Source organism: Saccharopolyspora sp. 6V, from assembly GCF_020176785.1.
GTDB classification, from domain to species: Bacteria; Actinomycetota; Actinomycetes; order Mycobacteriales; family Pseudonocardiaceae; genus Saccharopolyspora_C; species Saccharopolyspora_C gregorii.
The window spans coordinates 1-22833 of sequence record NZ_JAIUKB010000073.1; the positions used below are offsets into that span (position 1 = coordinate 1).

General features: G+C 73.2%; 24 protein-coding genes. 5 read left to right on the plus strand and 19 right to left on the minus strand.

From position 1 onward, the window contains the following. Positions 1-91: 91 nt before the first annotated feature. The 6 genes from lgt to LCD35_RS15600 form a co-directional block, all read right to left on the minus strand. A complete protein-coding gene (lgt, locus tag LCD35_RS15575) occupies positions 92-1276 on the minus strand; it encodes a prolipoprotein diacylglyceryl transferase (protein WP_224977804.1) in 1185 nt (394 codons plus the stop codon). Between the two features lie 89 nt (positions 1277-1365). Beyond that, positions 1366-2160, minus strand: coding sequence for a tryptophan synthase subunit alpha (trpA, locus tag LCD35_RS15580; RefSeq protein WP_224959538.1), 795 nt, complete (start codon positions 2158-2160; stop codon positions 1366-1368). After that, the gene (gene trpB / locus LCD35_RS15585; RefSeq protein ID WP_224959540.1) at positions 2157-3458 is read right to left on the minus strand and encodes a tryptophan synthase subunit beta; all 1302 of its coding nucleotides are present in this window, start codon (positions 3456-3458) and stop codon (positions 2157-2159) included. Before trpB ends, trpA begins: the two co-directional genes overlap by 4 nt. A gap of 163 nt (positions 3459-3621) precedes the next feature. Beyond that, complete coding sequence (gene trpC / locus LCD35_RS15590; RefSeq protein WP_224966855.1) at positions 3622-4434, minus strand: indole-3-glycerol phosphate synthase TrpC; 813 nt, start codon at positions 4432-4434, stop codon at positions 3622-3624. A gap of 279 nt (positions 4435-4713) precedes the next feature. After that, on the minus strand, positions 4714-5301 hold the full coding sequence (locus LCD35_RS15595) for a Trp biosynthesis-associated membrane protein (protein ID WP_224959544.1): 588 nt from the start codon (positions 5299-5301) through the stop codon (positions 4714-4716). Continuing rightward, positions 5298-6860: an anthranilate synthase component I gene (locus LCD35_RS15600; protein ID WP_224959546.1), complete on the minus strand. Its 1563-nt coding sequence runs from the start codon at positions 6858-6860 to the stop codon at positions 5298-5300. The genes LCD35_RS15595 and LCD35_RS15600 overlap by 4 nt, the downstream gene beginning before the upstream one ends. Before the next feature lie 93 nt (positions 6861-6953). Here LCD35_RS15600 and LCD35_RS15605 point away from each other — a divergent pair, with 93 nt between their 5' ends. Then, positions 6954-7712 (plus strand): TetR family transcriptional regulator, encoded by a 759-nt coding sequence (locus tag LCD35_RS15605; protein ID WP_224959548.1) that lies wholly within the window; start codon positions 6954-6956, stop codon positions 7710-7712. Here the strand turns inward: LCD35_RS15605 and hisI are convergent. The 7 genes from hisI to LCD35_RS15640 form a co-directional block, all read right to left on the minus strand. Beyond that, on the minus strand, positions 7709-8050 hold the full coding sequence (hisI, locus tag LCD35_RS15610) for a phosphoribosyl-AMP cyclohydrolase (protein ID WP_224977802.1): 342 nt from the start codon (positions 8048-8050) through the stop codon (positions 7709-7711). The two genes, LCD35_RS15605 and hisI, sit on opposite strands and share 4 nt — an antisense overlap. Next, entirely contained in the window at positions 8047-8820 is a 774-nt protein-coding gene (gene hisF / locus LCD35_RS15615) for an imidazole glycerol phosphate synthase subunit HisF (RefSeq protein WP_224959552.1), read from the minus strand. Before hisF ends, hisI begins: the two co-directional genes overlap by 4 nt. An 85-nt stretch (positions 8821-8905) precedes the next feature. After that, positions 8906-9637, minus strand: a complete 732-nt coding sequence (gene priA, locus LCD35_RS15620; RefSeq protein ID WP_224959554.1) for a bifunctional 1-(5-phosphoribosyl)-5-((5-phosphoribosylamino)methylideneamino)imidazole-4-carboxamide isomerase/phosphoribosylanthranilate isomerase PriA — start codon at positions 9635-9637, stop codon at positions 8906-8908. 46 nt (positions 9638-9683) lie between these two features. After that, positions 9684-9863 (minus strand): hypothetical protein, encoded by a 180-nt coding sequence (locus LCD35_RS15625; RefSeq protein WP_224959556.1) that lies wholly within the window; start codon positions 9861-9863, stop codon positions 9684-9686. Positions 9864-9882: 19 nt separating this feature from the next. After that, a complete protein-coding gene (hisH, locus tag LCD35_RS15630) occupies positions 9883-10512 on the minus strand; it encodes an imidazole glycerol phosphate synthase subunit HisH (protein WP_224959558.1) in 630 nt (209 codons plus the stop codon). Between the two features lie 9 nt (positions 10513-10521). Then, entirely contained in the window at positions 10522-11451 is a 930-nt protein-coding gene (locus LCD35_RS15635; RefSeq protein WP_374108085.1) for a transketolase family protein, read from the minus strand. Next, the gene (locus LCD35_RS15640) at positions 11448-12158 is read right to left on the minus strand and encodes a thiamine pyrophosphate-dependent enzyme (RefSeq protein WP_224966858.1); all 711 of its coding nucleotides are present in this window, start codon (positions 12156-12158) and stop codon (positions 11448-11450) included. Before LCD35_RS15640 ends, LCD35_RS15635 begins: the two co-directional genes overlap by 4 nt. Positions 12159-12401: 243 nt before the next feature. Here LCD35_RS15640 and LCD35_RS15645 point away from each other — a divergent pair, with 243 nt between their 5' ends. Next, positions 12402-13658, plus strand: coding sequence for a helix-turn-helix domain-containing protein (locus LCD35_RS15645; RefSeq protein WP_225044385.1), 1257 nt, complete (start codon positions 12402-12404; stop codon positions 13656-13658). 27 nt (positions 13659-13685) lie between these two features. After that, positions 13686-14144: a redox-sensitive transcriptional activator SoxR gene (soxR, locus tag LCD35_RS15650; RefSeq protein WP_224959564.1), complete on the plus strand. Its 459-nt coding sequence runs from the start codon at positions 13686-13688 to the stop codon at positions 14142-14144. Here the strand turns inward: soxR and LCD35_RS15655 are convergent. Together LCD35_RS15655 and LCD35_RS15660 are read right to left on the minus strand one after the other, a co-directional pair. Beyond that, entirely contained in the window at positions 14141-14824 is a 684-nt protein-coding gene (locus LCD35_RS15655) for a response regulator (protein WP_224959566.1), read from the minus strand. The two genes, soxR and LCD35_RS15655, sit on opposite strands and share 4 nt — an antisense overlap. Then, positions 14821-16416, minus strand: a complete 1596-nt coding sequence (locus LCD35_RS15660; RefSeq protein WP_225044386.1) for a sensor histidine kinase — start codon at positions 16414-16416, stop codon at positions 14821-14823. The genes LCD35_RS15655 and LCD35_RS15660 overlap by 4 nt, the downstream gene beginning before the upstream one ends. A 157-nt stretch (positions 16417-16573) precedes the next feature. On the opposite strand from LCD35_RS15660, the gene LCD35_RS15665 reads away from it, so the two are divergent. Both LCD35_RS15665 and LCD35_RS15670 read left to right on the plus strand, forming a co-directional pair. Further along, the gene (locus LCD35_RS15665) at positions 16574-17953 is read left to right on the plus strand and encodes a cation:dicarboxylate symporter family transporter (RefSeq protein WP_224959570.1); all 1380 of its coding nucleotides are present in this window, start codon (positions 16574-16576) and stop codon (positions 17951-17953) included. Positions 17954-18002: 49 nt separating this feature from the next. Next, the gene (locus tag LCD35_RS15670) at positions 18003-18926 is read left to right on the plus strand and encodes a PHB depolymerase family esterase (protein WP_225044387.1); all 924 of its coding nucleotides are present in this window, start codon (positions 18003-18005) and stop codon (positions 18924-18926) included. Between the two features lie 245 nt (positions 18927-19171). Here the strand turns inward: LCD35_RS15670 and LCD35_RS15675 are convergent, their stop codons facing one another. From LCD35_RS15675 to hisD, 4 genes are read right to left on the minus strand one after another with little or no spacing between them, the layout of a single operon-like run. Beyond that, positions 19172-19324, minus strand: a complete 153-nt coding sequence (locus LCD35_RS15675) for a hypothetical protein (protein WP_224966860.1) — start codon at positions 19322-19324, stop codon at positions 19172-19174. Further along, complete coding sequence (gene hisB, locus LCD35_RS15680) at positions 19325-19957, minus strand: imidazoleglycerol-phosphate dehydratase HisB (protein WP_224959578.1); 633 nt, start codon at positions 19955-19957, stop codon at positions 19325-19327. After that, the gene (locus LCD35_RS15685) at positions 19954-21084 is read right to left on the minus strand and encodes a histidinol-phosphate transaminase (protein ID WP_224959580.1); all 1131 of its coding nucleotides are present in this window, start codon (positions 21082-21084) and stop codon (positions 19954-19956) included. The genes hisB and LCD35_RS15685 overlap by 4 nt, the downstream gene beginning before the upstream one ends. A gap of 22 nt (positions 21085-21106) precedes the next feature. Then, positions 21107-22435 (minus strand): histidinol dehydrogenase, encoded by a 1329-nt coding sequence (hisD, locus tag LCD35_RS15690; RefSeq protein ID WP_225044388.1) that lies wholly within the window; start codon positions 22433-22435, stop codon positions 21107-21109. Between the last annotated feature and the right edge of the window lie 398 nt (positions 22436-22833).

The window sequence follows — 22833 nt, forward strand, 5'->3', positions numbered from 1 at the left end:
GGGCCTCGACCTCGGGCACGCGCAGGCGCTGCTGGACCTGGTCGACGAGCTGCGGCGCGAACTGGGCACCACCGTCGTCGAACGGTGCGGGTCACTCGTCGCGGTCGGAGTCCTCGGAGCTCTTCTCGCTCGTGGCGGCGGAGGTCTCCTTGGGCCGGTCGGCCTTCTCGTCCGCCGGCTTCGAGGCGGCGGCCTTCTCGTCCGGCTCGGCATCGCCGGACTCCGCGGGTTCGGACTTCGCTTCGTCCGGCTGCGCTTCGTCGGGCTGCGCGGGTTCGGACTTCGCCGCATCGGGCTCGTCGTCCCGGTTCTCCGCGTCGACCCGCGTCGCCCCGCCGGAACCGGCCGCGCCGGGTTCCTCGTCGTAGTCGTCATCGCCCGGCAGCGGCCTGCCGCGCAACCGCTCCGGGTCCTCCCGCTTCCCGCGCACCACCAGCAGGTAGATCACCGCCAGCGCGAACACCACCAGCGAGGTGAACACGTTGATGCGGATGCCGAGCAGGTGCGTGGCCGCGTCGGTGCGCATCATCTCGATCCACACCCGGCCGGCCGTGTACCCGGCGACGTACAGCGCGAACACCCGGCCGCGCCCCATCCGGAACCGCCGGTCCGCCCACACCACGAGCACCGCGACCAGCAGGTTCCACAGCAGCTCGTACAGGAACGTCGGGTGCACCACCGCCAGCGGCGCCCCCTGGTCGACGGCGCGGCCGTAGATCTGGTCGACCATGCCGTCCTCGTTGACCCGGCGGTAGATCTCCAGTCCCCAGGGCACCGAGGTCGGGCTGCCGTAGAGCTCCTGGTTGAACCAGTTCCCCAACCGGCCGATGGCCTGCGCCGTGATCAGCGCCGGGGCGATCGCGTCGGCGAACGCCGCCAGCGGCACGCCGCGCCTGCGGCAGCCGATCCACGCACCGACCGCGCCGAGCGCCACCGCGCCCCAGATGCCGAGGCCGCCCTCCCAGATCTTCAACGCGTCCAGCGGGTTCCGGCCCGGGCCGAAGTACTTGTACCAGTCCGTCGCGACGTGGTAAAGCCGACCGCCGACCAGGCCGAACGGCACCGCGAACACCGCGATGTCGGTGACCACGCCCTTGCGGCCACCGCGCGCCTGCCAGCGCCGGTCACCCCACAGGATCGCCACCACGATCCCGGCGATGATGCACAGCGCATAGGCGCGCAGCGGCACCGGGCCGATGTACCACACCCCCTGCGGGGGGCTCGGAATGTTCGCCAGGAACGAGGTCGCCGGGGCAGCGAGGTTGTGCGCGCTCACCCGAACACCGTATCGGTCCGCCGCGCCACCCCCATCGCCAGGTGAACGGCCCGCCCGTCCGAGCCGGTGGGCCGTTCACCCCGGGTGCTTCAGCGGGAGCGGACTCCCCGGCCCAGTTCGGCGGCGATCTCGCGGACGCCCGCGGGACCGTCCTGCTCGGCGCGGTTGATGAACGCGGAGCCGACGATGACGCCGTCGGCGAACTTCGCGACCTGCGCGGCCTGCTCGCCGGAGCGGACGCCGAGGCCGACCCCGATCGGCAGGTCGGTGTGCGCGCGGGTGCGCCGCACGAGCCCTTCCGCCTGGTCGCCCACGGTGTCGCGCGCCCCGGTCACGCCCATCACCGAGGTGGCGTAGACGAACCCGGAGCTGGCCTTCGCCGTCATCGCCAGCCGCTGTTCCGTGGAGGACGGGGCGACCAGGAAGATCCGATCCACGCCGTGCGCCTCGCTGGCGGACATCCAGTCGTCGGCCTCGTCCGGCACCAGGTCCGGGGTGATCACGCCGAGCCCGCCCGCAGCGGCCAGGTCGCGGGCGAACGCGTCCGGCCCGTACTGGTGCACCGGGTTCCAGTAGGTCATCACCACGGCGTGCTTGCCCGCGTCGGCGACCGAGGACACCACGTCGAACAGGTCCCGGATGCGGAACCCGGCGCGCAGCGCCACGTCCCCGGCGGCCTGGATGGTCGGCCCGTCGATCACCGGGTCGGAGAACGGGACGCCGACCTCCACCACGTCGCAGCCGGGCGCGTCGTCGGTACCGGCGAGCATGCCCGCCAGCAGCTCCTTCGAGCCCTCGACCGTGGGGTAGCCGGCGGGCAGGTACCCGATCAGCCCCGCTCGGTCCTCGGCGCGGCAGGCCGCGAACACCTCGTGCAGGCTCACCGCTCCGCCTCCCCGTCTGCGTCGTCCGCCACCGGCTCGCCCGACTCGTCGACGAGGCCGAAGTACTTCGCGGCGGTGTCCATGTCCTTGTCGCCGCGGCCGGACAGGCTCACCAGCAAGGTGGCGTCCGGCCCCAGCTCGCGGCCCAGCCGCAGCGCGCCCGCGAGGGCGTGCGCGGACTCGATGGCCGGGATGATGCCCTCGGTGCGGGAGAGCAGCCGGAACGCCTGCATCGCCTCGTCGTCGGTGACGGCGACGTACTCGGCGCGGCCGGCGTCCTTCAGGTACGAGTGCTCCGGCCCGACGCCCGGGTAGTCCAGGCCCGCGGAGATCGAGTAGGCCTCGGTGATCTGCCCGTCCTCGTCCTGCAGCAGGTAGGAGCGGGCGCCGTGCAGCGTGCCCGGCGTGCCCTTGGTGAGCGTGGCGCCGTGCTCGCCGCTGTCCAGCCCGTGCCCGGCGGGTTCGCAACCGACCAGCCGCACGCCCGGATCGTCGATGAAGCCGTGGAAGATGCCGATGGCGTTGGAGCCGCCGCCCACGCACGCCACCACCGCGTCCGGCAGCCCGCCGAACTGCGCCAGCGACTGCTCGCGGGCCTCCTCGCCGATGATCTTGTGGAAGTTGCGGACCATCACCGGGAACGGGTGCGCCCCGGCCGCCGTGCCCAGCAGGTAGTGGGTGTCCTCGACGTTGGCGACCCAGTCCCGCAGCGCCTCGTTGATCGCGTCCTTCAGCGTGGCCGAGCCGTTCGCCACCGGTCGCACCTCGGCGCCCAGCAACCGCATCCGCGCCACGTTCAGCGCCTGCCGCTCGGTGTCGACCTTCCCCATGTAGATCACGCAGTCGAGGTCGAGCAGCGCGCAGGCGGTCGCCGTGGCCACGCCGTGCTGGCCAGCGCCGGTCTCGGCGATGACGCGCCGCTTGCCCATCCGCTTGACCAGCAGCGCCTGCCCCAGCACGTTGTTGATCTTGTGGGAGCCGGTGTGGTTCAGGTCCTCGCGCTTGAGCAGGATCCGCGCCCCGCCCGCGCGCTCGCCGAACCGCTTCGCCTCGGTCAGCAGCGACGGGCGGCCCGCGTAGTCCCGCAGCAGCCGCGCCAGCTCGTCCACGAACTCCGGGTCCAGCTGCGCCTTCTCGTACTCCGCGGCCAGCTCGTCCTGCGCGGCGATCAACGCCTCCGGCATGAACCGGCCGCCGTAGGGGCCGAAGTGGCCCCGCTCATCCGGGTCATGCCCCTCGGGCACCGGACGGCCCGGCCGATGCGCGCGGTCGTGCTGCGCGTCGTGCACCGTCGCCATCTAGGTCACCTCTCTAGTAGTCCTCAGCCGCCGGGGATCCGGCCGTGCGCCGCGGCGGCACCGCGCCGCGCGTCACCCACCCCGGGTTCCCGGCACGGGCGCCGCGACACCGGCCGCGCCCGGGCGGTGCGCCGAACCCGACCGGTGGCCGGGCCCGGCTCGATCAGCGGCTGGGCCGCGGGCAGGCCGGGTGCGAGCCGGCCGTCACCAGCTGGGTCACCGCGACGCGCGGGTTATCGCTGGTCACCAGGCCCTCGCCGACCAGCACCGCGTCCGCGCCCGACCCGGCGTACGCCATCAGGTCGCTCGGGCCGCGCACCCCGGACTCCGCCACCTTCAGCACCTCCGGCGGCAGGCCGGGGGCGATCCGCCCGAAGACCTCGCGGTCCACGTCCAGGGTGTGCAGGTTGCGGGCGTTGATGCCGATGACCTTCGCCCCGGCCTCCAGCGCGCGGTCCGCCTCCTCGGCGGTGTGCACCTCGACCAGCGCGGTCATGCCCAGCGACTCGACCCGGTCCAGCAGGGCCTCCAGCGCGTTCTGCTCCAGCGCCGCCACGATCAGCAGCACCATGTCCGCGCCGTGGGCGCGCGCCTCGTGCACCTGGTACGGGCTGACCACGAAGTCCTTGCGCAGCAGCGGAGTCGCCGGGACCTTCAGGCGCACCGCGTCGAAGTCCGCCAGCGAACCGCCGAAGCGGCGCTGCTCGGTCAGCACGCTGATCACCCGCGCGCCCGCCTCCGAGTAGTCCGCGGCCAGATCGGCCGGTTCGCCGATCTCCGCGAGCTCACCCTTGGACGGGCTCCGCCGCTTCACCTCCGCGATCACGCCGACACCGGGCGCGCGCAGCGCGGCCAGCGCGTCGTGCGGCGGTGGCGCCGCAGCCGAACGCTGCTTGATCTCGTCGAACGGAACGGCGGATTCGCGGAGGGCCATGTCCTCGCGAACGCCTTCAATGATGGATTCCAGAACGCTCACTCGAACACCTCGCCACGCGTGCCCCGAACACTCGCCCGCAGGTCTCGAAAATCGTCAATGACGCAGACGAACTCATCGCGCTCGATCACGACACTCCCCTTCCCGCCGTGCCGTTCGCATGGCCGATGCTAACCCCGCGCGGTGCGGCCTCCGCCCAAGGGGTCGGTACAACGTCCCTGCACAGCAAGGACCTTCGTCCCTTGCCGACTCCGATCGCAGGACTCCCCACCGCCACCCGGACGTACCCGAACCGGTGCCGGGACCACGGTGCGCGCGCCGCTAGCGCTCGTCCGTCGGGTCGGCTCCCTCGTCCAGGGCATCCCACAGCCTTTTGTCCGGATCGGTGGACTTCCGCTTCTCCGCACCCGGCGCCGAGTACCGCGCGCCCATCGCGGGCATCCGGCCGGCGCGCACCGCCACCAGCGCTCCCGCCGCGAGCAGCGCCAGCCCGGCCAGCACCACCAGCAGCGGCCCGAACGGCGCGGCGGACGGCTCGCCCACCGGCTCACCGCCCGACGGAACCCCCGGCGGCACGAACTCGGCCGCCGCGGCGAACCACCACGTGCCCGCCCGCCACAGCAGCAGCGCGCCGCCGAGCAGCGTCAACGCGCCGACGACGCGGCGCAGCAGGCCACCGGTCGCCAGCACCGCCGCCACCGCGGCCAGCGCGGCCAGCGCCAGCGGCACCAGCTCCGGACGCGCCACCGCGCCCGAAGCCACCGCGTCCACCTCGCCCGAGAACGGGGTGCGGTACTGCCGCGACGCCCAGGTCAGCGCGCTCGCACCCCACAGCAGCCCCGCGGCCGCCACCAGCAGCAGCACCACCGACCACAGCAGCCGCGCCGAGGTCTCGCGCTGCGCCGTCACACCCGCTCCGCGACATCCGCCGGGCGCGTGTCCGGGGCGCGCAGCGTCTGCGCGGTCGCGACCGCGGTCAGCACCGCCTTCGCCTTGTTCAACGACTCCTGGTCCTCCGCCACCGGGTCCGAGTCGGCGACGATGCCGCCGCCCGCCTGCACGTACGCCATCCCGTCGCGCACCAGCGCGGTGCGGATCGCGATCGCCGTGTCGGCGTCCCCGGCGAAGTCCAGGTAGCCGACCACCCCGCCGTACTGGGCGCGGCGCGTCGGCTCCAGCTCCTCGATGAGCTCCAGCGCCCGCGGCTTCGGCGCGCCCGACAGGGTGCCCGCCGGGAAGCACGCGGTGACCGCGTCGAACGCGGTGCGGCCTTCGTCCAGGGTGCCGGTGACCGTGGAGACCAGGTGCATCACGTGGCTGTAGCGCTCGATCCGGAAGAACTCGACCACGTGCACCGAGCCCGGGCGGCACACCCGGCCCAGGTCGTTGCGGCCCAGGTCGACCAGCATCAGGTGCTCGGCCCGCTCCTTCTCGTCGTTGCTGAGCTCCTTCTCCAGCCGCGCGTCCTCGTCCTCGTCGGCGCCGCGCCAGCGGGTGCCCGCGATCGGGTGCGTCGTCGCCTGGCCGTCGCGGACCGTCACCAGTGATTCGGGGCTCGATCCGACGATGTCGAACGGGCTGCCGCCCTCGGGGTCGGCCAGCCGCAGCAGGTACATGTACGGGCTCGGGTTCGTGGTGCGCAGCACCCGGTACACGTCGAGGGCGTCGGCGCTGGTCTCCATCTCGAAGCGCTGCGAGACGACGACCTGGAAGGCCTCGCCCGCGCGGATCGCCTCCTTCGCCGCCTCCACCGCCCGGTGGTGCTCCTCGGGGGTGCGGCGGCGGGTGAACTCCGGGGCGGGGCGGGAGAACGCGGCCACCGTCGGCGCCGACGGCGTGCACAGCCGCTCGGTCATCTCGTCCAGCCTGCGGACCGCGTCGTCGTAGGCGGCGTCCACCCGCTCCGGGCTGTCGTCCCAGTTCACCGCGTTCGCGATCAGGGTGATCGTGCCCTCGTGGTGGTCCAGCGCGGCCAGGTCGGTGGCCAGCAGCATCACCAGTTCGGGGATGCGCAGGTCGTCCTCGGTGAGCTCCGGCAGCCGCTCCAGGCGGCGCACCGCGTCGTAGCCTAGGTAGCCCACCATGCCCCCGGTCAGCGGCGGCAGGCCCGGCAGCGGGTCGGTGCGCAGCAGCCGCACCGTCTCCCGCAGCGCCTCCAGCGGGTCACCACCGGTCGGCAGGCCCACCGGCGGCGTGCCCGTCCAGCAGGCCTCGCCATCGCGCGCGGTCAGCGCGGCCGCGCTGCGCACCCCGATGAACGACCAGCGCGACCAGGAGCGCCCGTTCTCCGCCGACTCGAACAGGAACGTGCCCGTCCGGTCGCCCGCGAGCTTCCGGTACACCCCCAGCGGGGTCTCGTCGTCGGCCAGCAACCGCCGCACGACGGGGATGACCCGCCGCCCGGCGGCCAGGTCGCGGAACTCCGCGCGGTCCGGGGTGATGCTGCCGATGTCGCCGTCGCCAACCATGTCCACATTGTGCCGACCCCGCACCGGGCGCGTCGCAGCGGTCGGGCGGCGGGCTTTTGCGGCCCGCACCCGGCAGCGACGAAGATGGCGGGGATGAACAGCGGCACCGGCCGTGGGAGCGACCACGACGACCTCGGGGACCACGACGACGACCTCGACCACGCCGACCTCGGGCAGCACGCCGACCTCGGGCAGCTCGGCGACCCCGGGGACAGCGGCGACCCCGGCGCGCCGGGTCCTCGCGGCGAGCAGGACGGCCGGAAGCGGCGCGGGCGCCGCGCGGGCGGGCAGGACACCAGGGCCGCGCTGGTCGCCGCGGCCCGCGAGGTCTTCGCCGAATCCGGTTACAACGACGCGACCGTGCGCGTGATCGCGACCCGGGCCGGCGTCGACCCGGCGATGGTCAACCACTGGTTCGGCGGCAAGGAGGCCCTGTTCACCGCGGCCGTGCACATCCCCGTCGACCCGACCACCGTCATCCCGGAACTGCTGGCCGGGGACCGGGAGCAGCTCGCCGAACGCGTGCTGCGCCGGTTCCTCGGCGCGTGGGACGCGGCGGGCGGCCGGGCGTTCGCCGCACTCGTGCGCAGCGTCGCCTCGCACCGCTCGGCGGTGCGGATGCTGCGCGAGTTCGTCGCCACCGTGATCATCGACCGGCTGGTGCGGGAGCTGCGGATGGACCGCCCGGAGCTGCGCGCCGCGCTCAGCGCCTCGCAGATCATCGGGCTCGGCATCACCCGCTACGTGGTGGAGCTGGAGCCGCTGGCCTCCGCCGACCACGACACCGTGGTGGCCGCGGTGGCCCCCAACCTGCAGCGCTACCTCACCGGGGACCTCGGCCCGGAGAGTTAGCCGAGCAGCACGTCCGCGTCGAAGCAGGTGCGGTCACCGGTGTGGCAGGCCGCGCCGACCTGGTCGACGACCAGCAGCACCGTGTCGCCGTCGCAGTCCAGCCGCACCTCGTGCACGTGCTGCACGTGTCCCGAGGTCTCGCCCTTCACCCAGTACTCCCCCCGGCTGCGGGAGAAGTAGGTGCCGCGGCGGGTGGTGAGCGTGCGGTGCAGCGCCTCGTCGTCCATCCACGCCATCATCAGCACCTCGCCGGTGCCGCGCTGCTGCGCGACCGCGGCCACCAGGCCGTCGGCGTTGCGCTTGAGGCGCCCGGCGATCGCCGGGTCCAGCTCGCTCATCGGACGGTGATCCCTTCCGCGCGCATCGCGTCCTTCACCTCACCGATCCGCAGCCGGCCGAAGTGGAAGACGCTGGCCGCGAGCACCGCGTCCGCGCCGGCGCGCACCGCGGGCGCGAAGTGCTCGACGGCGCCCGCGCCACCGCTGGCGATGAGGGGGACGTCGACGCGGGAGCGGACCGCGCGGATCAGCTCCAGGTCGAAACCGGCCTTGGTGCCGTCGGCGTCCATGGAGTTCAGCAGGATTTCGCCGACGCCGAGCTCCTGGGCGCGCTCGGCCCACTCGACGGCGCAGATCCCGGTGCCGCGGCGGCCACCGTGCGTGGTGACCTCGAAACCGGACGCGGTCGGCTGCCCGCCCTCCGGCACGCGGCGGGCGTCGGCGGAGAGCACGACGCACTGCGCGCCGAACCGGTGCGAGGCCTCCCGCAGCAGCTCGGGGCGGGCGATGGCGGCGGTGTTCACGCTCACCTTGTCGGCGCCCGCGCGCAACAACCGGTTCACGTCCTCGGCGCTGCGGACCCCGCCGCCGACGGTCAGCGGGATGAACACCTGCTCGGCGGCCCGGCGCACCACCTCGAACGTGGTCTCCCGGTCCGAGGAGGACGCGGTCACGTCGAGGAACGTGAGCTCGTCGGCGCTCTCGGCGTCGTAGGTCTTGGCCAGCTCCACCGGGTCGCCCGCGTCCCGCAGGTCCGTGAAGTTGACACCCTTGACGACCCGCCCGGCGTCCACGTCCAGGCAGGGGATCACTCGTACCGCGACGCCCATGCCTCCAGCGTAGGCCGTGCGCGGCGCCCGCCGGGGCACCGGGTCGCCCGGCGGCGCGGGTGCCGCACCGCCGGGTCCGGTCCGATCAGGACACCGCGGCGAGGGCCTCTTCGAGGGTGAAGTTCCCGGCGTACAAGGCCTTGCCGACGATGGAGCCCTCCACGCCCAGCGGCGCGAGCTCCGCCAGCGCCCGCAGATCGTCCACACTGGACACCCCGCCGGAGGCGACCACGGGCGCCTCGGTGCGAGCGCAGACCTCGCGCAGCAGCTCGGTGTTCGGACCCTGCAGCGTGCCGTCCTTGCTCACGTCGGTGACGACGTAGCGGCGGCAGCCCGCGGCGTCCAGCCGGGCCAGCACCTCCCACAGGTCGCCGCCGTCGCGGGTCCAGCCGCGGGCCGCGAGCCGGTGGCCCTCCTCGGTGATGCGCACGTCCAGGCCGACGGCGACCTGCTCGCCGTGCTCGGCGACCACGCGGTCCGCCCACTCGGGGTTCTCCAGCGCCGCGGTGCCCAGGTTCACCCGGTGGCAGCCGGTGGCCAGCGCCGCCTTCAGCGAGTCGTCGTCCCGGATGCCGCCGGAGAGCTCCACCCGCACGTCGAGCCGCCGCACCACGTCGGCCAGCAGCTCCCGGTTGGAGCCGCGGCCGAACGCCGCGTCCAGGTCCACCAGGTGGATCCACTCGGCCCCGGCGCGCTGCCAGGCGAGGGCGGCCTCCAGCGGATCGCCGTAGGAGGTCTCGGTTCCGGCGGCGCCCTGGACCAGCCGGACGGCCTGGCCATCGGCCACGTCAACTGCGGGAAGAAGCGTGAAAGTCACGCGGCAACTGTATCTGGCGGCCTGGTGCGGGCCGTGCGGCGCGGGGTCAGCGGTGCCGGTCACCGGAGCGGGCCGCGGCGATCACGGGGACCAGCAGCGCCAGCACCGCGAGCACCAGCACCAGCCACGCGGGCACGCCCGCCTCGACCAGGTACGTGGAGCTGAAGCCCGCGACGACGCCCACGGCCAGGACCAGGGCCACGACCCGGGTGCCGCGCGGGTTCATCAATCCGTGGCGGCGCACGTCACAGCGTCCCGAGCCAGTTGCGCAGCAGGCGGGAGCCCGCCTCGCCGGACTTCTCCGGGTGGAACTGCGTCGCCGACAGCGGGCCGTTCTCCACCGCGGCGACGAACGGCTCGCCGTGCTCGGACCAGGTCACCTTGGCCGGGGCGATCGTCTCCGACTCGGGCAGTTCCCAGCGCCGGGCGGCGAAGGAGTGCACGAAGTAGAACCGGGTGCCCGGCTCCATCCCGGCGAACAGCACCGAGCCGGCGGGCGGCGCGACCTCGTTCCAGCCCATGTGCGGCAGCACGTCCGCCTGGAGCCGTTCGACGTCGCCGGGCCACTGGCCGCAGCCGTCGGCCTGCACGCCGTGCTCGACGCCGCGGTCGAACAGCACCTGCATGCCCACGCAGATGCCGAGCACCGGGCGCCCGCCGGCCAGCCGCCGATCGATGATCTTGTCCCCGCCCGCGGCGAGCAGACCTTCCATGCAGGCCCCGAACGCGCCGACGCCGGGCACGACGAGCCCGTCGGCCTCGACGGCGGCGTGCGCGTCCGAGGTCACCCGCACATCGGCGCCCGCGTGCTCGAGAGCGCGTTCGGCGGAGCGCAGGTTGCCGGAGCCATAGTCCAAAACGACGACGCGTGCCACGCCGCCAGGCTACCGGCCGCTCGTGGCGAGGAATCCGCGGATCGACCGGGCGAGGCCCGCGGGGTCCAGCCCGTGCGCGGCCTCGTGCTCGTCGGCGGTGCCGTAGGCGCGCAGTTCCGCGTCCCGCCGCACGCCCAGCCCGAGCACCCGGTGCGGCAGGTCGGCCAGCGCGGCGTTCGCGGCCGCCGTGGAGGTGTCCCGCAGGTAGGGCTCCACCAGCACCACGTCCGGGGTCGCGGCCAGCGCCGCCGATCGCAGGCCCGCGGCGTCGAAGGGCCGGACGGTCGAGGCGTAGAGCACCGCCACGTCCAGCTCGACCGTCGCCGCGAGCACCGGCCGCAGCATCGGCCCCACCGCGAGCACCACCCCACCTCGCCCCTCGCGCACCACCAGGAACCGGCGGCCCACCGGCGGCGGCGCCGCGTTGGTGCGCTCGCTCATCCGCAGGTACACGAGGTCGTCGGTGAGCAGCGCCGCGCTGAGCAGCTCGGCGAACTCCCGCGGGTGCCCGGGCACGTGCACCGTCCAGTCCGGCAGCGTGTCGAGCAGGGCCACGTCGCCGGGCGCCATGTGGGTGCGGCCCGCGGCCGGGTAGTCGTAGGACGCGCCGGTGCTGACCAGGACCGCGCCGACGCCCTGGTGGTTGAGGTCCAGCTTGAGCTGCTCGAACGGCCGCTCCACCAGGAACGGCGCGATCGAGTGCACGACGGGCCGCATCCCGGTGAGCGCGAGCCCGCCCGCGACGCCGATCAGCGCCTGCTCCCGGATGCCGACGTTGATCACCCGGTCCGGGTGCCGCGAGGCGGCGGCGGCGAACCGGTCGGCGGAGATCTCGGCGAGCACCACCGCGAGCCGCGGGTCCACGTCGAGGGCGGCGCCGACGAGGTCGGTGAACTCCTCGCGCATCGGGCGGGTGCGCGGTTCGGTCGGGGCGGTCATGCGAACTCCTTCGGTTCCACGCGGGCGATGACGGCGAGCGGCTGGTCGGGCCGGGTGTCGGTGAGGGCGCGGTGCAGGGCTTCGTGGTCCCGGCCGTCGACGGAGTGCGCGGCCCAGCCCTCGCGGGAGAAGCGCTCCGCGATGCCGCCCGGCCAGCCGTGCGAGTCGGAGGCGTTGTCGACCACGACCGCGGTCAGCTGCCCGGCGCCGAGGCGGTCGGCGACGGCGATCGCCTCGTGGTTGCTGCCCTCGCCGAGTTCGGCGTCACCGACGAGGACGACGACGCGCGGGTGGGTGCGGCCCCGCGCGCGCAGCCCGAGGGCGGTGCCGAGCGCCAGCGGCAGGCCGTGGCCGAGGGAGCCGCTGCCGATCTCCACGCCGGGCACGAGCAGCCGGTCCGGGTGCTGGCCGAGGCGGGAGTCGAAGCTGCTCCAGCCGTCGAGTTCGGCGGGGTCGAGGAAGCCCTTCGCGGCGAGCACCGCGTAGTAGGCCATCGGCCCGTGCCCCTTGGACAGCAGGAAGCGGTCCCGGTCGGGGTCGTCGGGGTGCGCGGGGTCGACGTCGAGGACGCGGTCGTAGAGCACCCAGAGCACGTCGAGGGTGGAGGTGGCGGCGGGCGAGTGCTTCTCGTCGCCGGACATCCGGGCGAGCAGCGCGGGCAGCTCCGGGTGGCCGAGCCCGGTTCCCGCTGGGGTGGAGGTGGTCATGCGGACAGCCTCGAACTTCGAGTTAGCTCGAAGTCAAGCGGCGCTCGGCGGCGGTGTCCCCGAATCACCGATTGAAAACGAATTTTCTTCATGTTGAACCGGATTCAGCCCACCTTCGTATTCACCCGAATTGCCGGTTGGGGCCGAGCGGAGCCGCTCATTACAGTTCCTACTCATTAGTAGTAACTTTTCCGGCGGCGCCTTCCGAACCCGACCGGCGTCACCCGACAGGAGAAGAAGATCATGCTGACGAGGGCGGCCCGCACCGGCGCACCGGATCCGTGGGCGGCGCTGCCCAGCGAACTCGCCCCCATCCTGCGGCCCGAGATGAGCAGCCTCGCCACGCAGATCCTCACCGAGATCCAACTCCGGATCCCCGAATACGCCCGGCCCATGGACCAGAAGTACGTGCACGCCATCCGCCGCGGCGTCGAAGAGGCCCTCAGCCAGTTCGTCGACCAGATCGCCGACCCCACCGCACCGCAGGAACGCTGCGCCGAGGTGCACCGGGCGCTCGGCAAGGCCGAGATGCACGAAGGCCGCAGCCTCGACAGCCTGCAGGCCGCCTACCGGCTCGGCGCCCGCCTCGCCTGGCGGCGCACCGCCCGCATCGGCGAACGCGCCCGCGTCGCGCCCCGCACCATGCTGCTGCTCGGCGAAGCGATCTACGCGCACATCGACGAGCTGGCCGCCCGGTCCGTCGAAGGCTTCGCCGAAGCGCAGGCCCGCGCCGCCGGCACCCGCGCCCGGCGCCGGCGGCGGCTGCTGGAACTGCTGCTCACCGATCCGCAACCACCGCGCCGGATCCTCGCCGAAGCCGCCGAAGCCGCGCACTGGACGCTGCCGCGCACCCTCGTCGTCGCCGCCCTCGAACGCGTCGACGGGCAGGAGCAGCGCAGCAACCCGCTCAGCCGCCGGGAAGCGCTCCTCGACCTCGAAAGCGGCCACCCGCACCTGCTCGTGCCGTACCCCGACGACGACGCGGACGACGAACCGCCGTGGGAGCAGCAGCTCGCGGGCTGGCGGGTCGCGCTCGGGCCCCGCGTCGAACTGCACCGCGCACCGCACGCGCTGCGCTGGGCGCGCAAGCTCCTGGAGCTCTCGCACGCCGGACTCGTGCCGGAACGCCCCGTGCTGCGCTGCGAGGACCACCTCTCGCACCTGCTGCTGCTCAGCGACGAGAACCTGACCCGGCAGGTCGTGCACACCCGGCTCGCCCCGCTCGGCGGGCTCAAGCCGAAGCAGCAGGTCCGGCTCGCCGACACCCTCCTGGCGTGGCTGCAGACCCGCGGCGGCGCCCCCGAGGTCGCGCACCGGCTGCGAGTGCACCCGCAGACCGTGCGCTACCGCCTGCACCAGCTCGAAGACCTCTTCGGCGACGCGCTCACCGACCCGCAGGCGCGATTCGAGCTGGAGATCGCGCTGCGCGCCGCCGGACGCCTGCTCAGCTACGGCGCGCTCGTCCCGGAGCCGGCCGGGACCGGCAGGAGTTCGACCTAAGGTGAACTTCGCGGCTACCTTGGGAGCATGTCCGCACTTCCCGCGCTGCTCACCATCGGCGAGGTCGCCCACCGCAGCGGAGTCGCCCAGACCGCGCTGCGCTTCTACGAGCAGCGCGGCCTGATCACCTCCACCCGCACCAGCGGCAACCAGCGCCGCTACGGGCGTCCCGTGCTGCGCAGGCTCGCGTTCATCCGCGCCGCCCAGCGCGTCGGGCTCAGCCTGGAGCAGATCTCCGACGCGCTCGCCACGCTGCCCACCGACCACGCGCCCACCAAGGCCGACTGGACGCGGCTGTCCCGCTCCTGGCGCGACGAGCTCGACGCGCGCATCGACGGGCTGCAGCGGCTGCGCGACCGGCTCAGCGGCTGCATCGGCTGCGGCTGCCTGTCGCTGCGCACCTGCACCCTGAACAACGCCGACGACCAGATGGCCGCGCAGGGCCCCGGCTCGCCGCTGCTCACACCGTCCGCCGACCGGTCCTAACCAAAATCCTCGGCCCAGCGGTAGAACATCTCCGGGCGCCCCACCCCGCCGTAGCGCGGCTCGCGGCCCGCCATCCCGTTGTCCACCAGGTACTCCAGGTAGCGCCGGGCCGTCACCCGCGACACCCCGGCCAGCTCGCCCACCGCACCCGCGGCGGCACCCTCCCGGTGCGCCCGCAGCGCCGAGACCACCGCGGCCAGCGTCTCCTCCCCCATGCCCTTCGGCAGCGACGCGCGGTCCACCCCGCGCAGCGTGGAGAACGCGCGGTCGATCTCGCTCTGCCCGCTGGCCTCCCGGTCGTGCCCGAGGCTCTGCCGGAAGCGGGCGTAGTGCTCCAGCTTCTCCCGCATCGCCGCGAACGTGAACGGCTTCAGCAGGTACTGCACGACGCCGCTGGCCACCGAAGCGCGCACCACGCGCAGGTCCCGCGCCGAGGTCACCGCGATCACGTCGGCGTTGCTGCCCGCGTTGCGCAGCGCCCGCGCCACCGCCAGCCCGTCCATGTCCGGCAACCGCAGGTCCAGCAGCACCAGGTCCACCTGGGTGTGCTCCAGGAACCGCAGCGCGTCCTGCCCGGTGCGGGCGCGGCCGGCCACCTCGAAACCGTCCACCCTGGACACGTACAGCTCGTGCGCCTCGCCCGCGACCGGGTCGTCCTCCACCACCAGCACCGAGATCACGAGCGCACCTCGGTCAACGGGATCCGCACCTCGAACCTGCCGCCCGGACCGGTACCGACCCGCACCGACCCGCCGTAGCGGCGCACGCTGCGCCCCACCAGCGCCAGGCCCAGCCCGCGACCCGGGCGCTTCGTCGACCAGCCGCGCTCGAACACCGACCCGGCCACCGCCGGATCCACCCCGGGCCCGTTGTCCGACACCACGATGGACAGCTCCTCCTCGTCGGAGCGGATGCTCACCTCGACCCGCGGGGCGGGCACCTCGAACGTCGCCTCCACCGCGTTGTCGATCAGATTCCCCAAGATCGTCACCAGATCGCGCGAACCCACCCGGTCCAACGCGCGATCGTCGACCGCGCTGCCCTCCGACAGCACCACTTCCACACCCCGCTCCCGCGCCTCCGCGCTCTTGCCGAGCAGCACGGCCGCCAGCACCGGCTCCCCCACCGCGCCCACCACGCGATCCGTCAGCTGCTGCGCCAGTTCCAGCTCCGCGGTCGCGAACCCCACCGCCTCCTCGATCCGCCCCAGTTCGATCAACGACACCACCGCGTGCAGCCGGTTCGCCGACTCGTGCGCCTGCGAGCGCAGCGACTCGGAGAACCCGCGCATCGAATCCAGTTCCCCCGTCAACGTCTGCAACTCGGTGTGGTCGCGCAACGTCACCACGCTGCCCAGGTCGCGGTCGCCGCTGCGCACCGCGGAGACGTTCACCAGCAGCACCCGGTCCTCGGTCACGTGCACCTCGTCGCGCACCGGCTCCCGCTCGGCGAGCGCCTCCACCAGCGGCTCCGGGAAACCGAGGTCCGCGAAGCGCGCGCCCTCCGCCGCGGCCGGGTCCGACCCCAGCAGCACCGCCGCGCCATCGTTGCACAGCGTCACCACGCCGGACGGCGCCACCAGCAGCAGGCCCTCGCGGACCGCGTGCAGGATCGCGTCGTGGTACTCGTACATCCGGCTCAGCTCCGCCGGGGTCAGCCCGTGCGTGTGCCTGCGCAGCCGGCGCGACACCAGGTACCCGGCCACCCCGCCGAACAGCAGCGCCACCGCACCCACCCCGGCCAGCACCAGCAGCTGCCCGCTCAGCTCCGCGGTGAGCACCCGCACCGTGATGCCCACCGACACCAGCGCGCGCACCCGGCCCGAGTCGTCGAGCACCGGGACCACCACCCGCACCGACGGGCCGAGGGTGCCCTCGTAGGTCTCGGTGAGCGGCCTGCCGTGCTGGGCCGCACCGATGTTGCCGACGAAGCGCTTCCCGATCAGCTCCGGGTTCGGGTGCGTGTAGCGCATCCCCGACGGATCCATGATCGTGATGAACCCGACGCCGGTCGCCGTCCGCACCCGCTCCGCCCACGGCTGCAAGGTGCGCGGCGGATCACCACCGGTGACGGCCGCCAGCACTCCGGGGTCCACCGCCAGGGTGTTCGCCACCGCGGCGACCTCGTCCGCGGCGGCCTCCTCGGTGCGGCGCTCCGCCTCGACGTAGCCCAACGCCACCCCGCTGAGCACCACCACCGCGACCACGATCACTTGCAGCACGAACAACCTGGCCGCGAGGCTGGCGCGGCCGATCCGCCGGAGGTACGACATGACGTTGCTGTTGCTCCCGCATGAACTCAATGAACACAACCGTGACGGTCACCACCGGTGAGTCCGATAGTCTCCCCCGACATGCTCGTGACCTGAGACACGACCGAATGAGTGATCGCCGACCCACGTGATCGGTACATCCCGTAGGAGTTGACCCGTGCCAAGCAAAGACGCTGCACCCGAGGCCGCCGGTGCACCGCCGAAGAAGCGGGACCGCACCCACTTCCTGTACATCTTCGTCATCGTCGCGGTCCTGGCGGGCATCGCCGTGGGATTCGCGTTCCCCGACTTCGCCACCGCACTGAAACCGCTGGGCACCGGGTTCGTCAACCTGATCAAGATGATGATCTCCCCGGTCATCTTCTGCACCATCGTGCTGGGCGTCGGCGGTGTGCGGCAGGCCGCGAAGGTCGGCAAGGTCGGCGGCCTGGCACTGGGCTACTTCCTCGTGATGTCGTTCGTCGCGCTCGTCGTCGGGCTGCTCGTCGGCAACGTGCTGCACCCCGGCGAAGGTCTCCAGCTCACCGACGAGCTGCGTGCCAGCGGCAGCGACCAGGCCCCGGGCGAGGCCGAGGGCCTGTCCGGGTTCCTCATCGGGATCATCCCGAACACCCTGGTCTCCGCCCTCACCGAAGGTGAAGTGCTGCAGACCCTGCTGGTGGCGCTGCTCGCCGGGTTCGCCCTGCAGGCCCTCGGCGACAAGGGCACGCCGATCCTGAACGGCATCGAGCACATCCAGCGGCTCGTGTTCAAGATCCTCGCGATGGTGATGTGGGTGGCCCCGATCGGCGCGTTCGGCGCCATCGCCGCCGTCGTCGGCGCCACCGGGGTCGACGCGCTCAAGGGCCTCGGCGTCATCATGGCCGGCTTCTACATCACCTGCGTGCTGTTCATCTTCCTCGTGCTCGGGCCTCTGCTGTGGGCGTTCGCCCGGGTCAGCGTGTTCAAGCTGCTCGGCTACCTGGGCCGCGAGTTCCTGCTCATCCTGTCCACCTCCTCCTCGGAGGCGGCGCTGCCGCGGCTGATCGCGAAGATGGAGCACCTCGGCGTCAGCAAGCCCGTCGTCGGCATCACCGTGCCCACCGGGTACTCGTTCAACCTGGACGGCACCGCGATCTACCTGACGATGGCCTCGCTGTTCATCGCCTCCGCGATGGGTGAACCGCTGGCGCTCGGCGAGCAGGTCTCGCTGCTCGTGTTCATGATCATCGCGTCGAAGGGCGCCGCGGGCGTCAGCGGCGCCGGGCTCGCCACCCTCGCGGGCGGCCTGCAGTCGCACCGCCCCGAACTCGTCGACGGCGTCGGCCTCATCGTCGGCATCGACCGGTTCATGTCGGAGGCCCGCGCACTCACCAACTTCGCGGGCAACGCGATCGCCACGGTCATCATCGGCTCCTGGACCAAGGAGATCGACCGCGAGCAGATGCAGCGGGTGTTCGCCAAGGAGGACCCGTTCAACGAGCAGAGCTTCCTGGACGAGGAAGAATCCTCCGCGGCCGGCGGCGATTCCGGGAAGGAACCCGTCGCCGCGAAGTGAGGACCGCGCGGCCGCGCAGCGGCGGGCCGCGCCGAGACAGGAGTCGACGATGCACAGAGCAGTGCTGAGCCTGCTGATCGCCCTCGGCGCGGTCGCCGCCACCGGCGCACCCGCCCTCGCCACGCCGGAGCGGCCCGCGCCGCGCGGCGGCTGCGGCACCACCCCCGATGTCGAACCGGGGACCACCGAGCACCGGGAACTCACCTCCGGCGGCCGCACCCGGGAGTTCCTGGTGCACGTGCCGGAGAACTACGACCCGGACCGCGCCACGCCGGTGGTGCTGTCCTTCCACGGCCACAACCGCACGGCCGAGTACCAGGAGCGGCTGTCCCGGTTCTCCGAGCTGGACACGATCGCCGTCTACCCGCAGGGCCTCGTCGGCACCGACGGCGGCACCGCGTGGCAGGGCGCCCCGTACTCGGCGGACGCCGACGACGTCCGGTTCACCGAGGACCTGCTCGACCGGGTCGAGGACGACTTCTGCGTCGACACCGACCGGGTGTACGCGGCCGGGAAGTCGAACGGCGGCGGTTTCACCAACGTGCTGGCCTGCCGCTTGGGCGATCGCATCGCCGCGTTCGCCCCGGTGGCCGGGGCCTACTACCCGCAGAGCGGGAAGTGCTCGCCGTCCGAGCCGGTGCCGATGATCTCCTTCCACGGCGCCGCCGACGGCACGATCCCCTACGACGGGAACCCGGAGAAGGGCCTGCCCGCCATCCCCGACTGGCTCGACGGGTGGGCCGAGCGCGACGAGTGCTCGCCCGACCCGGTCACCGAGCACCCGCAGGACCTGGTCACCCAGCAGCGCTGGGAGGGCTGCGCCGACCGGGGCGCGCTGGTGCACTACCGCATCGACGAGCTGGGGCACGACTGGCCGAGCCGTTCGTCCAATCCGGACTCCGACGACCCGACCGTCATCGAAGCAACCCCGCTGATCTGGAAGTTCTTCCAGAACCACCCACTGCACGCCTGAGCAGCCGAACCCGGCCCGGTGCCTCCCATCCTGTCAGCGGCGAAGCCGCTGAGCAGCGACCACCTGAGACACCGGCACCGCCGCGGGTTCTCAGCGGCGTTCTCGCGAGGACAGCGTTTTCTCCTGTGGCGGAGCCACCGGTGAAAACGATCCCGCAGCGAGAACGCCGCTGAGGTTCCGCCACCCCACCCCCGAGCAAGCCGAGGGGACCACAATTCTTCGCCTGGTTGCTGTTCACGTCCCTGTCACAGCAACCAGGCGATCCCACCCGCCGCCGCCAGCACTGCCAGCACGCCGAGCACCACCGCTGCCAGGCGTGCGGTCTTCCAGGTCGCGGCGACGCCGCCGACGAGGAAGCCCGCGACGGCCAGCAGCACGATCGGGCCGAGGGCCTGCATCTACAGCGCGCCCTTCGTGGAGGGCACGACGCCGGCGAACCGCGGATCGGGTTCCACCGCCGCGCGCAGCGCCCGGGCGATCGCCTTGTACTGGGCTTCGGCGATGTGGTGCGGATCCCGCCCGTGGATCACCCGCACGTGCAGGTTGATCTGCGAGTGGAACGCCAGCGATTCGAACACGTGCCGGTTCAGCACGAACGGGTAGTTCCCGCCGATGGTGAAGCTGTTGTACTGCTCCGGTTCCCCGGTCAGCACGCAGTACGAGCGGCCGGAGACGTCCACCGCCGCGTGCGCGAGCGTCTCGTCCATCGGGATCCAGGCGTCGCCGAAGCGGCGGATGCCCTTCTTGTCACCGAGCGCCTGGCGCAACGCCTGCCCGAGCACGATCGCGGTGTCCTCGACGGTGTGGTGGGCGTCGATGTCGATGTCACCGGACGCCTTCACCGTCAGGTCGAACGCGGCGTGCGTGCCGAGCGCGGTGAGCATGTGGTCGTAGAACGGCACCGTGGTGTCGATGTCGACCTGCCCGGTGCCGTCGAGGTCCAGCTCGACCAGCACGGAGGATTCCTTCGTGGTGCGTTCCACCTTGCCGGTGCGGGTGCCCGGCGCGAACGCCGCCTCGGTCGCCGTCATCGCGTGTTCTCCTCGTCCACCGCGTCCACCAGGCCCTTGCTCGCGGCCAGGAACGCGTCGTTCTCCTCGGGGGTGCCGATGGTGACCCGCAGGTGCCCTTCGATGCCGACGTCGCGGATCAGCACGCCCGCGTCCAGGTAGCGCTGCCACGCGGCGTGCGCGTCCGAGAACCGGCCGAACAGCACGAAGTTCGCGTCGCTGCGCACCGGGCCGAACCCGAGTTCGCGCAGCCGCGCGACGACGCGGTCGCGCTCGTCCGCCAGCGCCCGCACCGAACCGAGCGTCGCCTTCGCGTGCCGCAGCGCGGCGCGGGCAGCGGCCTGGGTCGGCGCCGAGAGGTGGTACGGCAGCCGCACCAGCAGCAGCGCGTCGATCATCGCGGGCGCCGCCGCCAGGTAGCCGAGCCTGCCGCCGGCGAACGCGAACGCCTTGCTCATGGTCCGGCTGACGATGATCTTCGCCGGGTACTCGTCGATCAGCTCGATCGCGCTCGGTTCGGTGCAGAACTCGACGTAGGCCTCGTCGACCACCACGATCCCCGGGGCCGCGTCGAGCACCGCGCGCAGGTCCTGCTGCGGGACCACCTGGCCGGTCGGGTTGTTCGGGCTGGTCACGAACACCACGTCCGGACGCCGCTCGGCCACGATCGCGGCGGCCCGCGCCGCGTCCAGGCCGAAGTCGGCGCGGCGCGGTGCGGGCAACCAGTCGGTGCGGGTGCCCGCGGCCAGGATCGGGTGCATCGAGTACGACGGTTCGAAGCCGAGCGCGCTGCGCCCCGGCCCGCCGAACGCCTGCAGCACCTGCTGCAGCACCTCGTTGGAGCCGTTCGCGGCCCACACGTTGCGGTGCGAGACCGCGACGCCGGTGGCACCGCTGAGGTAGGCGGCCAGGTCCTCCCGCAGCGCCACCGCGTCCCGATCCGGGTAGCGGTGCAGCGTCCCGGCCACCTCCCGGACCGCTTCGGCCACGTCGGCCACCAGCTCGGGCGGCGGCGGGTACGGGTTCTCGTTGGTGTTCAGCCGCACCGGCACGTCCAGCTGCGGGGCGCCGTACGGGCTGCGGCCGCGCAGGTCATCGCGCAGCGGAAGGTCGGTCAGCGCCACGTCGGCGCCGAGCACGTCGCTCATGGTTCTCTCTTCGCGGTGTGGATCAGCGGTCGAGTCCGGACGGGAAGCGGGCCGTGACGGCCTGCCCGTGCGCGGGCAGGTCTTCGGCGTCGGCCAGGGCGACGACCTTGCCGGCGACCTCCCGCAGCGCCCGCTCGTCGTAGGAGATGACGTGGATGCCGCGCAGGAAGCTCTGCACGCTCAGCCCGGAGGAGTGCCGCGCGCAGCCGCCGGTGGGCAGCACGTGGTTCGAACCCGCGCAGTAGTCGCCGAGCGACACCGGAGCGTGCGGCCCGACGAAGATCGCGCCCGCGTTGCGCACCCGCGCGGCCACCGCCTCGGCGTCCGCGGTCTGGATCTCCAGGTGCTCGGCCGCGTAGGCGTCGACGACGGTGAGGCCCTCGTCGAGGGTGCCGACCAGCACGCAGCCGGACTGCTCACCGGTGAGCGCGGTGCGGATCCGCTCGGTGTGCTTGGTCAGCGGCACCTGGCGGTCCAGTTCCGCGTCCACCGCGTCGGCGAGCTCCGGCGAGGTCGTGACCAGCACGCTCGCCGCCAGCGTGTCGTGCTCGGCCTGGCTGATCAGGTCGGCGGCCACGTGCACCGGGTCGGCGGTGCCGTCGGCCAGCACCGCGATCTCGGTCGGCCCGGCTTCCGCGTCGATGCCGATGACGCTGCGCAGGTGCCGCTTCGCGGCGGTGACGTAGACGTTGCCGGGCCCGGTCACCAGGTCCGCGGGCAGCAGCTCGGCCCCGTCGGTGTCCCGCCCGCCGTAGGCGAGCAGCGCCACCGCCTGGGCACCACCGACCGCCCACACCTCGTCGACCTCCAGCAGCGCGGCCGCGGCGAGGATGGTGGGGTGCGGCAGCCCGCCGAACTCGGCCTGCGGCGGCGAGCACACCACCAGCGACTCCACCCCGGCGGCCTGCGCGGGCACCACGTTCATCACGACGCTCGACGGGTACACCGCGAGACCGCCCGGCGCGTACAGCCCGACGCGGGCGACCGGCACCCAGCGCTCGGTGACGGTGCCGCCCGGCACGACCTGGGTGGTGACGTCGGTGCGCCGCTGGTCGCCGTGCACGCGGCGCGCGCGGTCGATGGACTCCTGCAGCGCCTCGCGCACCGCCGGGTCGAGCCGCTCCAGCGCGTCGGCCAGCTCGGCGGCGGGCACCCGCACCTGCTCGGGCCGCACGCCGTCGAACTTCTCGGCGTACTCCAGCACGGCGTCGACACCGCGCTCGCGGACCGCCTCGACCACCGGCCGAACCTGGTGCAGCACGTGCTCCACGTCCGTGTCGGCACGCGGCAGCGTGGCGCGCAGCTCGGCGGTGGACGGAACACGACCGCGCAGGTCGGTACGGGTGAGCATGGGCGTCCTCTCAGTGCGGGCGGATGTCGGCTACTAGCTCGGTCACCAGGGTAATCGCCCTGTTCGGCGACGTCCGACGCACGTCCGCGGACGAACGGTAAACGGTGATCCGCCGCTTCCGACGTAAGTGGGTTGCCAACCGTGCGTGACTCGGGGAGGCTCGCGTGATCACCATCCGTGATCGATCGGGAGGCCCGATGTCCAGCGCACGGCGCAGAGCAACGGCGGTGGCCGCCGCCGCATCCCTGGCCCTGCTCCTTCCCGTCCAGGCGAGCGTCGCCGCACCCGCTTCGGGCCCCGGGGGGGGGGGGGGGGGGGGGGGGGGGGGGGGGGGGGGGGGGGGCCCACCCCCCCCCCCCCCGGGCGGCGCCCCCCCCCCCCCGCGCGCCGCGCCCCGG

Excerpts from the sequence above, each read along its gene's own strand:
- LCD35_RS15675 (WP_224966860.1), bottom strand. The coding sequence starts at position 19,324 with ATGCAGGCCCTCGGCCCGATCGTGCTGCTGGCCGTCGCGGGCTTCCTC.
- hisB (WP_224959578.1), bottom strand. The coding sequence starts at position 19,957 with ATGACGGCGACCGAGGCGGCGTTCGCGCCGGGCACCCGCACCGGCAAG.
- hisD (WP_225044388.1), bottom strand. The coding sequence starts at position 22,435 with ATGCTCACCCGTACCGACCTGCGCGGTCGTGTTCCGTCCACCGCCGAG.
- LCD35_RS15635 (WP_374108085.1), bottom strand. The coding sequence starts at position 11,451 with ATGACCGCCCCGACCGAACCGCGCACCCGCCCGATGCGCGAGGAGTTC.
- hisI (WP_224977802.1), bottom strand. The coding sequence starts at position 8,050 with ATGAGCGAGCTGGACCCGGCGATCGCCGGGCGCCTCAAGCGCAACGCC.
- LCD35_RS15670 (WP_225044387.1), top strand. The coding sequence starts at position 18,003 with ATGCACAGAGCAGTGCTGAGCCTGCTGATCGCCCTCGGCGCGGTCGCC.
- LCD35_RS15625 (WP_224959556.1), bottom strand. The coding sequence starts at position 9,863 with ATGAACCCGCGCGGCACCCGGGTCGTGGCCCTGGTCCTGGCCGTGGGC.
- hisF (WP_224959552.1), bottom strand. The coding sequence starts at position 8,820 with ATGGGCGTCGCGGTACGAGTGATCCCCTGCCTGGACGTGGACGCCGGG.
- LCD35_RS15660 (WP_225044386.1), bottom strand. The coding sequence starts at position 16,416 with ATGTCGTACCTCCGGCGGATCGGCCGCGCCAGCCTCGCGGCCAGGTTG.
- LCD35_RS15640 (WP_224966858.1), bottom strand. The coding sequence starts at position 12,158 with ATGACCACCTCCACCCCAGCGGGAACCGGGCTCGGCCACCCGGAGCTG.
- soxR (WP_224959564.1), top strand. The coding sequence starts at position 13,686 with ATGTCCGCACTTCCCGCGCTGCTCACCATCGGCGAGGTCGCCCACCGC.
- LCD35_RS15605 (WP_224959548.1), top strand. The coding sequence starts at position 6,954 with ATGAACAGCGGCACCGGCCGTGGGAGCGACCACGACGACCTCGGGGAC.
- trpB (WP_224959540.1), bottom strand. The coding sequence starts at position 3,458 with ATGGCGACGGTGCACGACGCGCAGCACGACCGCGCGCATCGGCCGGGC.
- LCD35_RS15645 (WP_225044385.1), top strand. The coding sequence starts at position 12,402 with ATGCTGACGAGGGCGGCCCGCACCGGCGCACCGGATCCGTGGGCGGCG.
- LCD35_RS15600 (WP_224959546.1), bottom strand. The coding sequence starts at position 6,860 with ATGGTTGGCGACGGCGACATCGGCAGCATCACCCCGGACCGCGCGGAG.
- LCD35_RS15685 (WP_224959580.1), bottom strand. The coding sequence starts at position 21,084 with ATGAGCGACGTGCTCGGCGCCGACGTGGCGCTGACCGACCTTCCGCTG.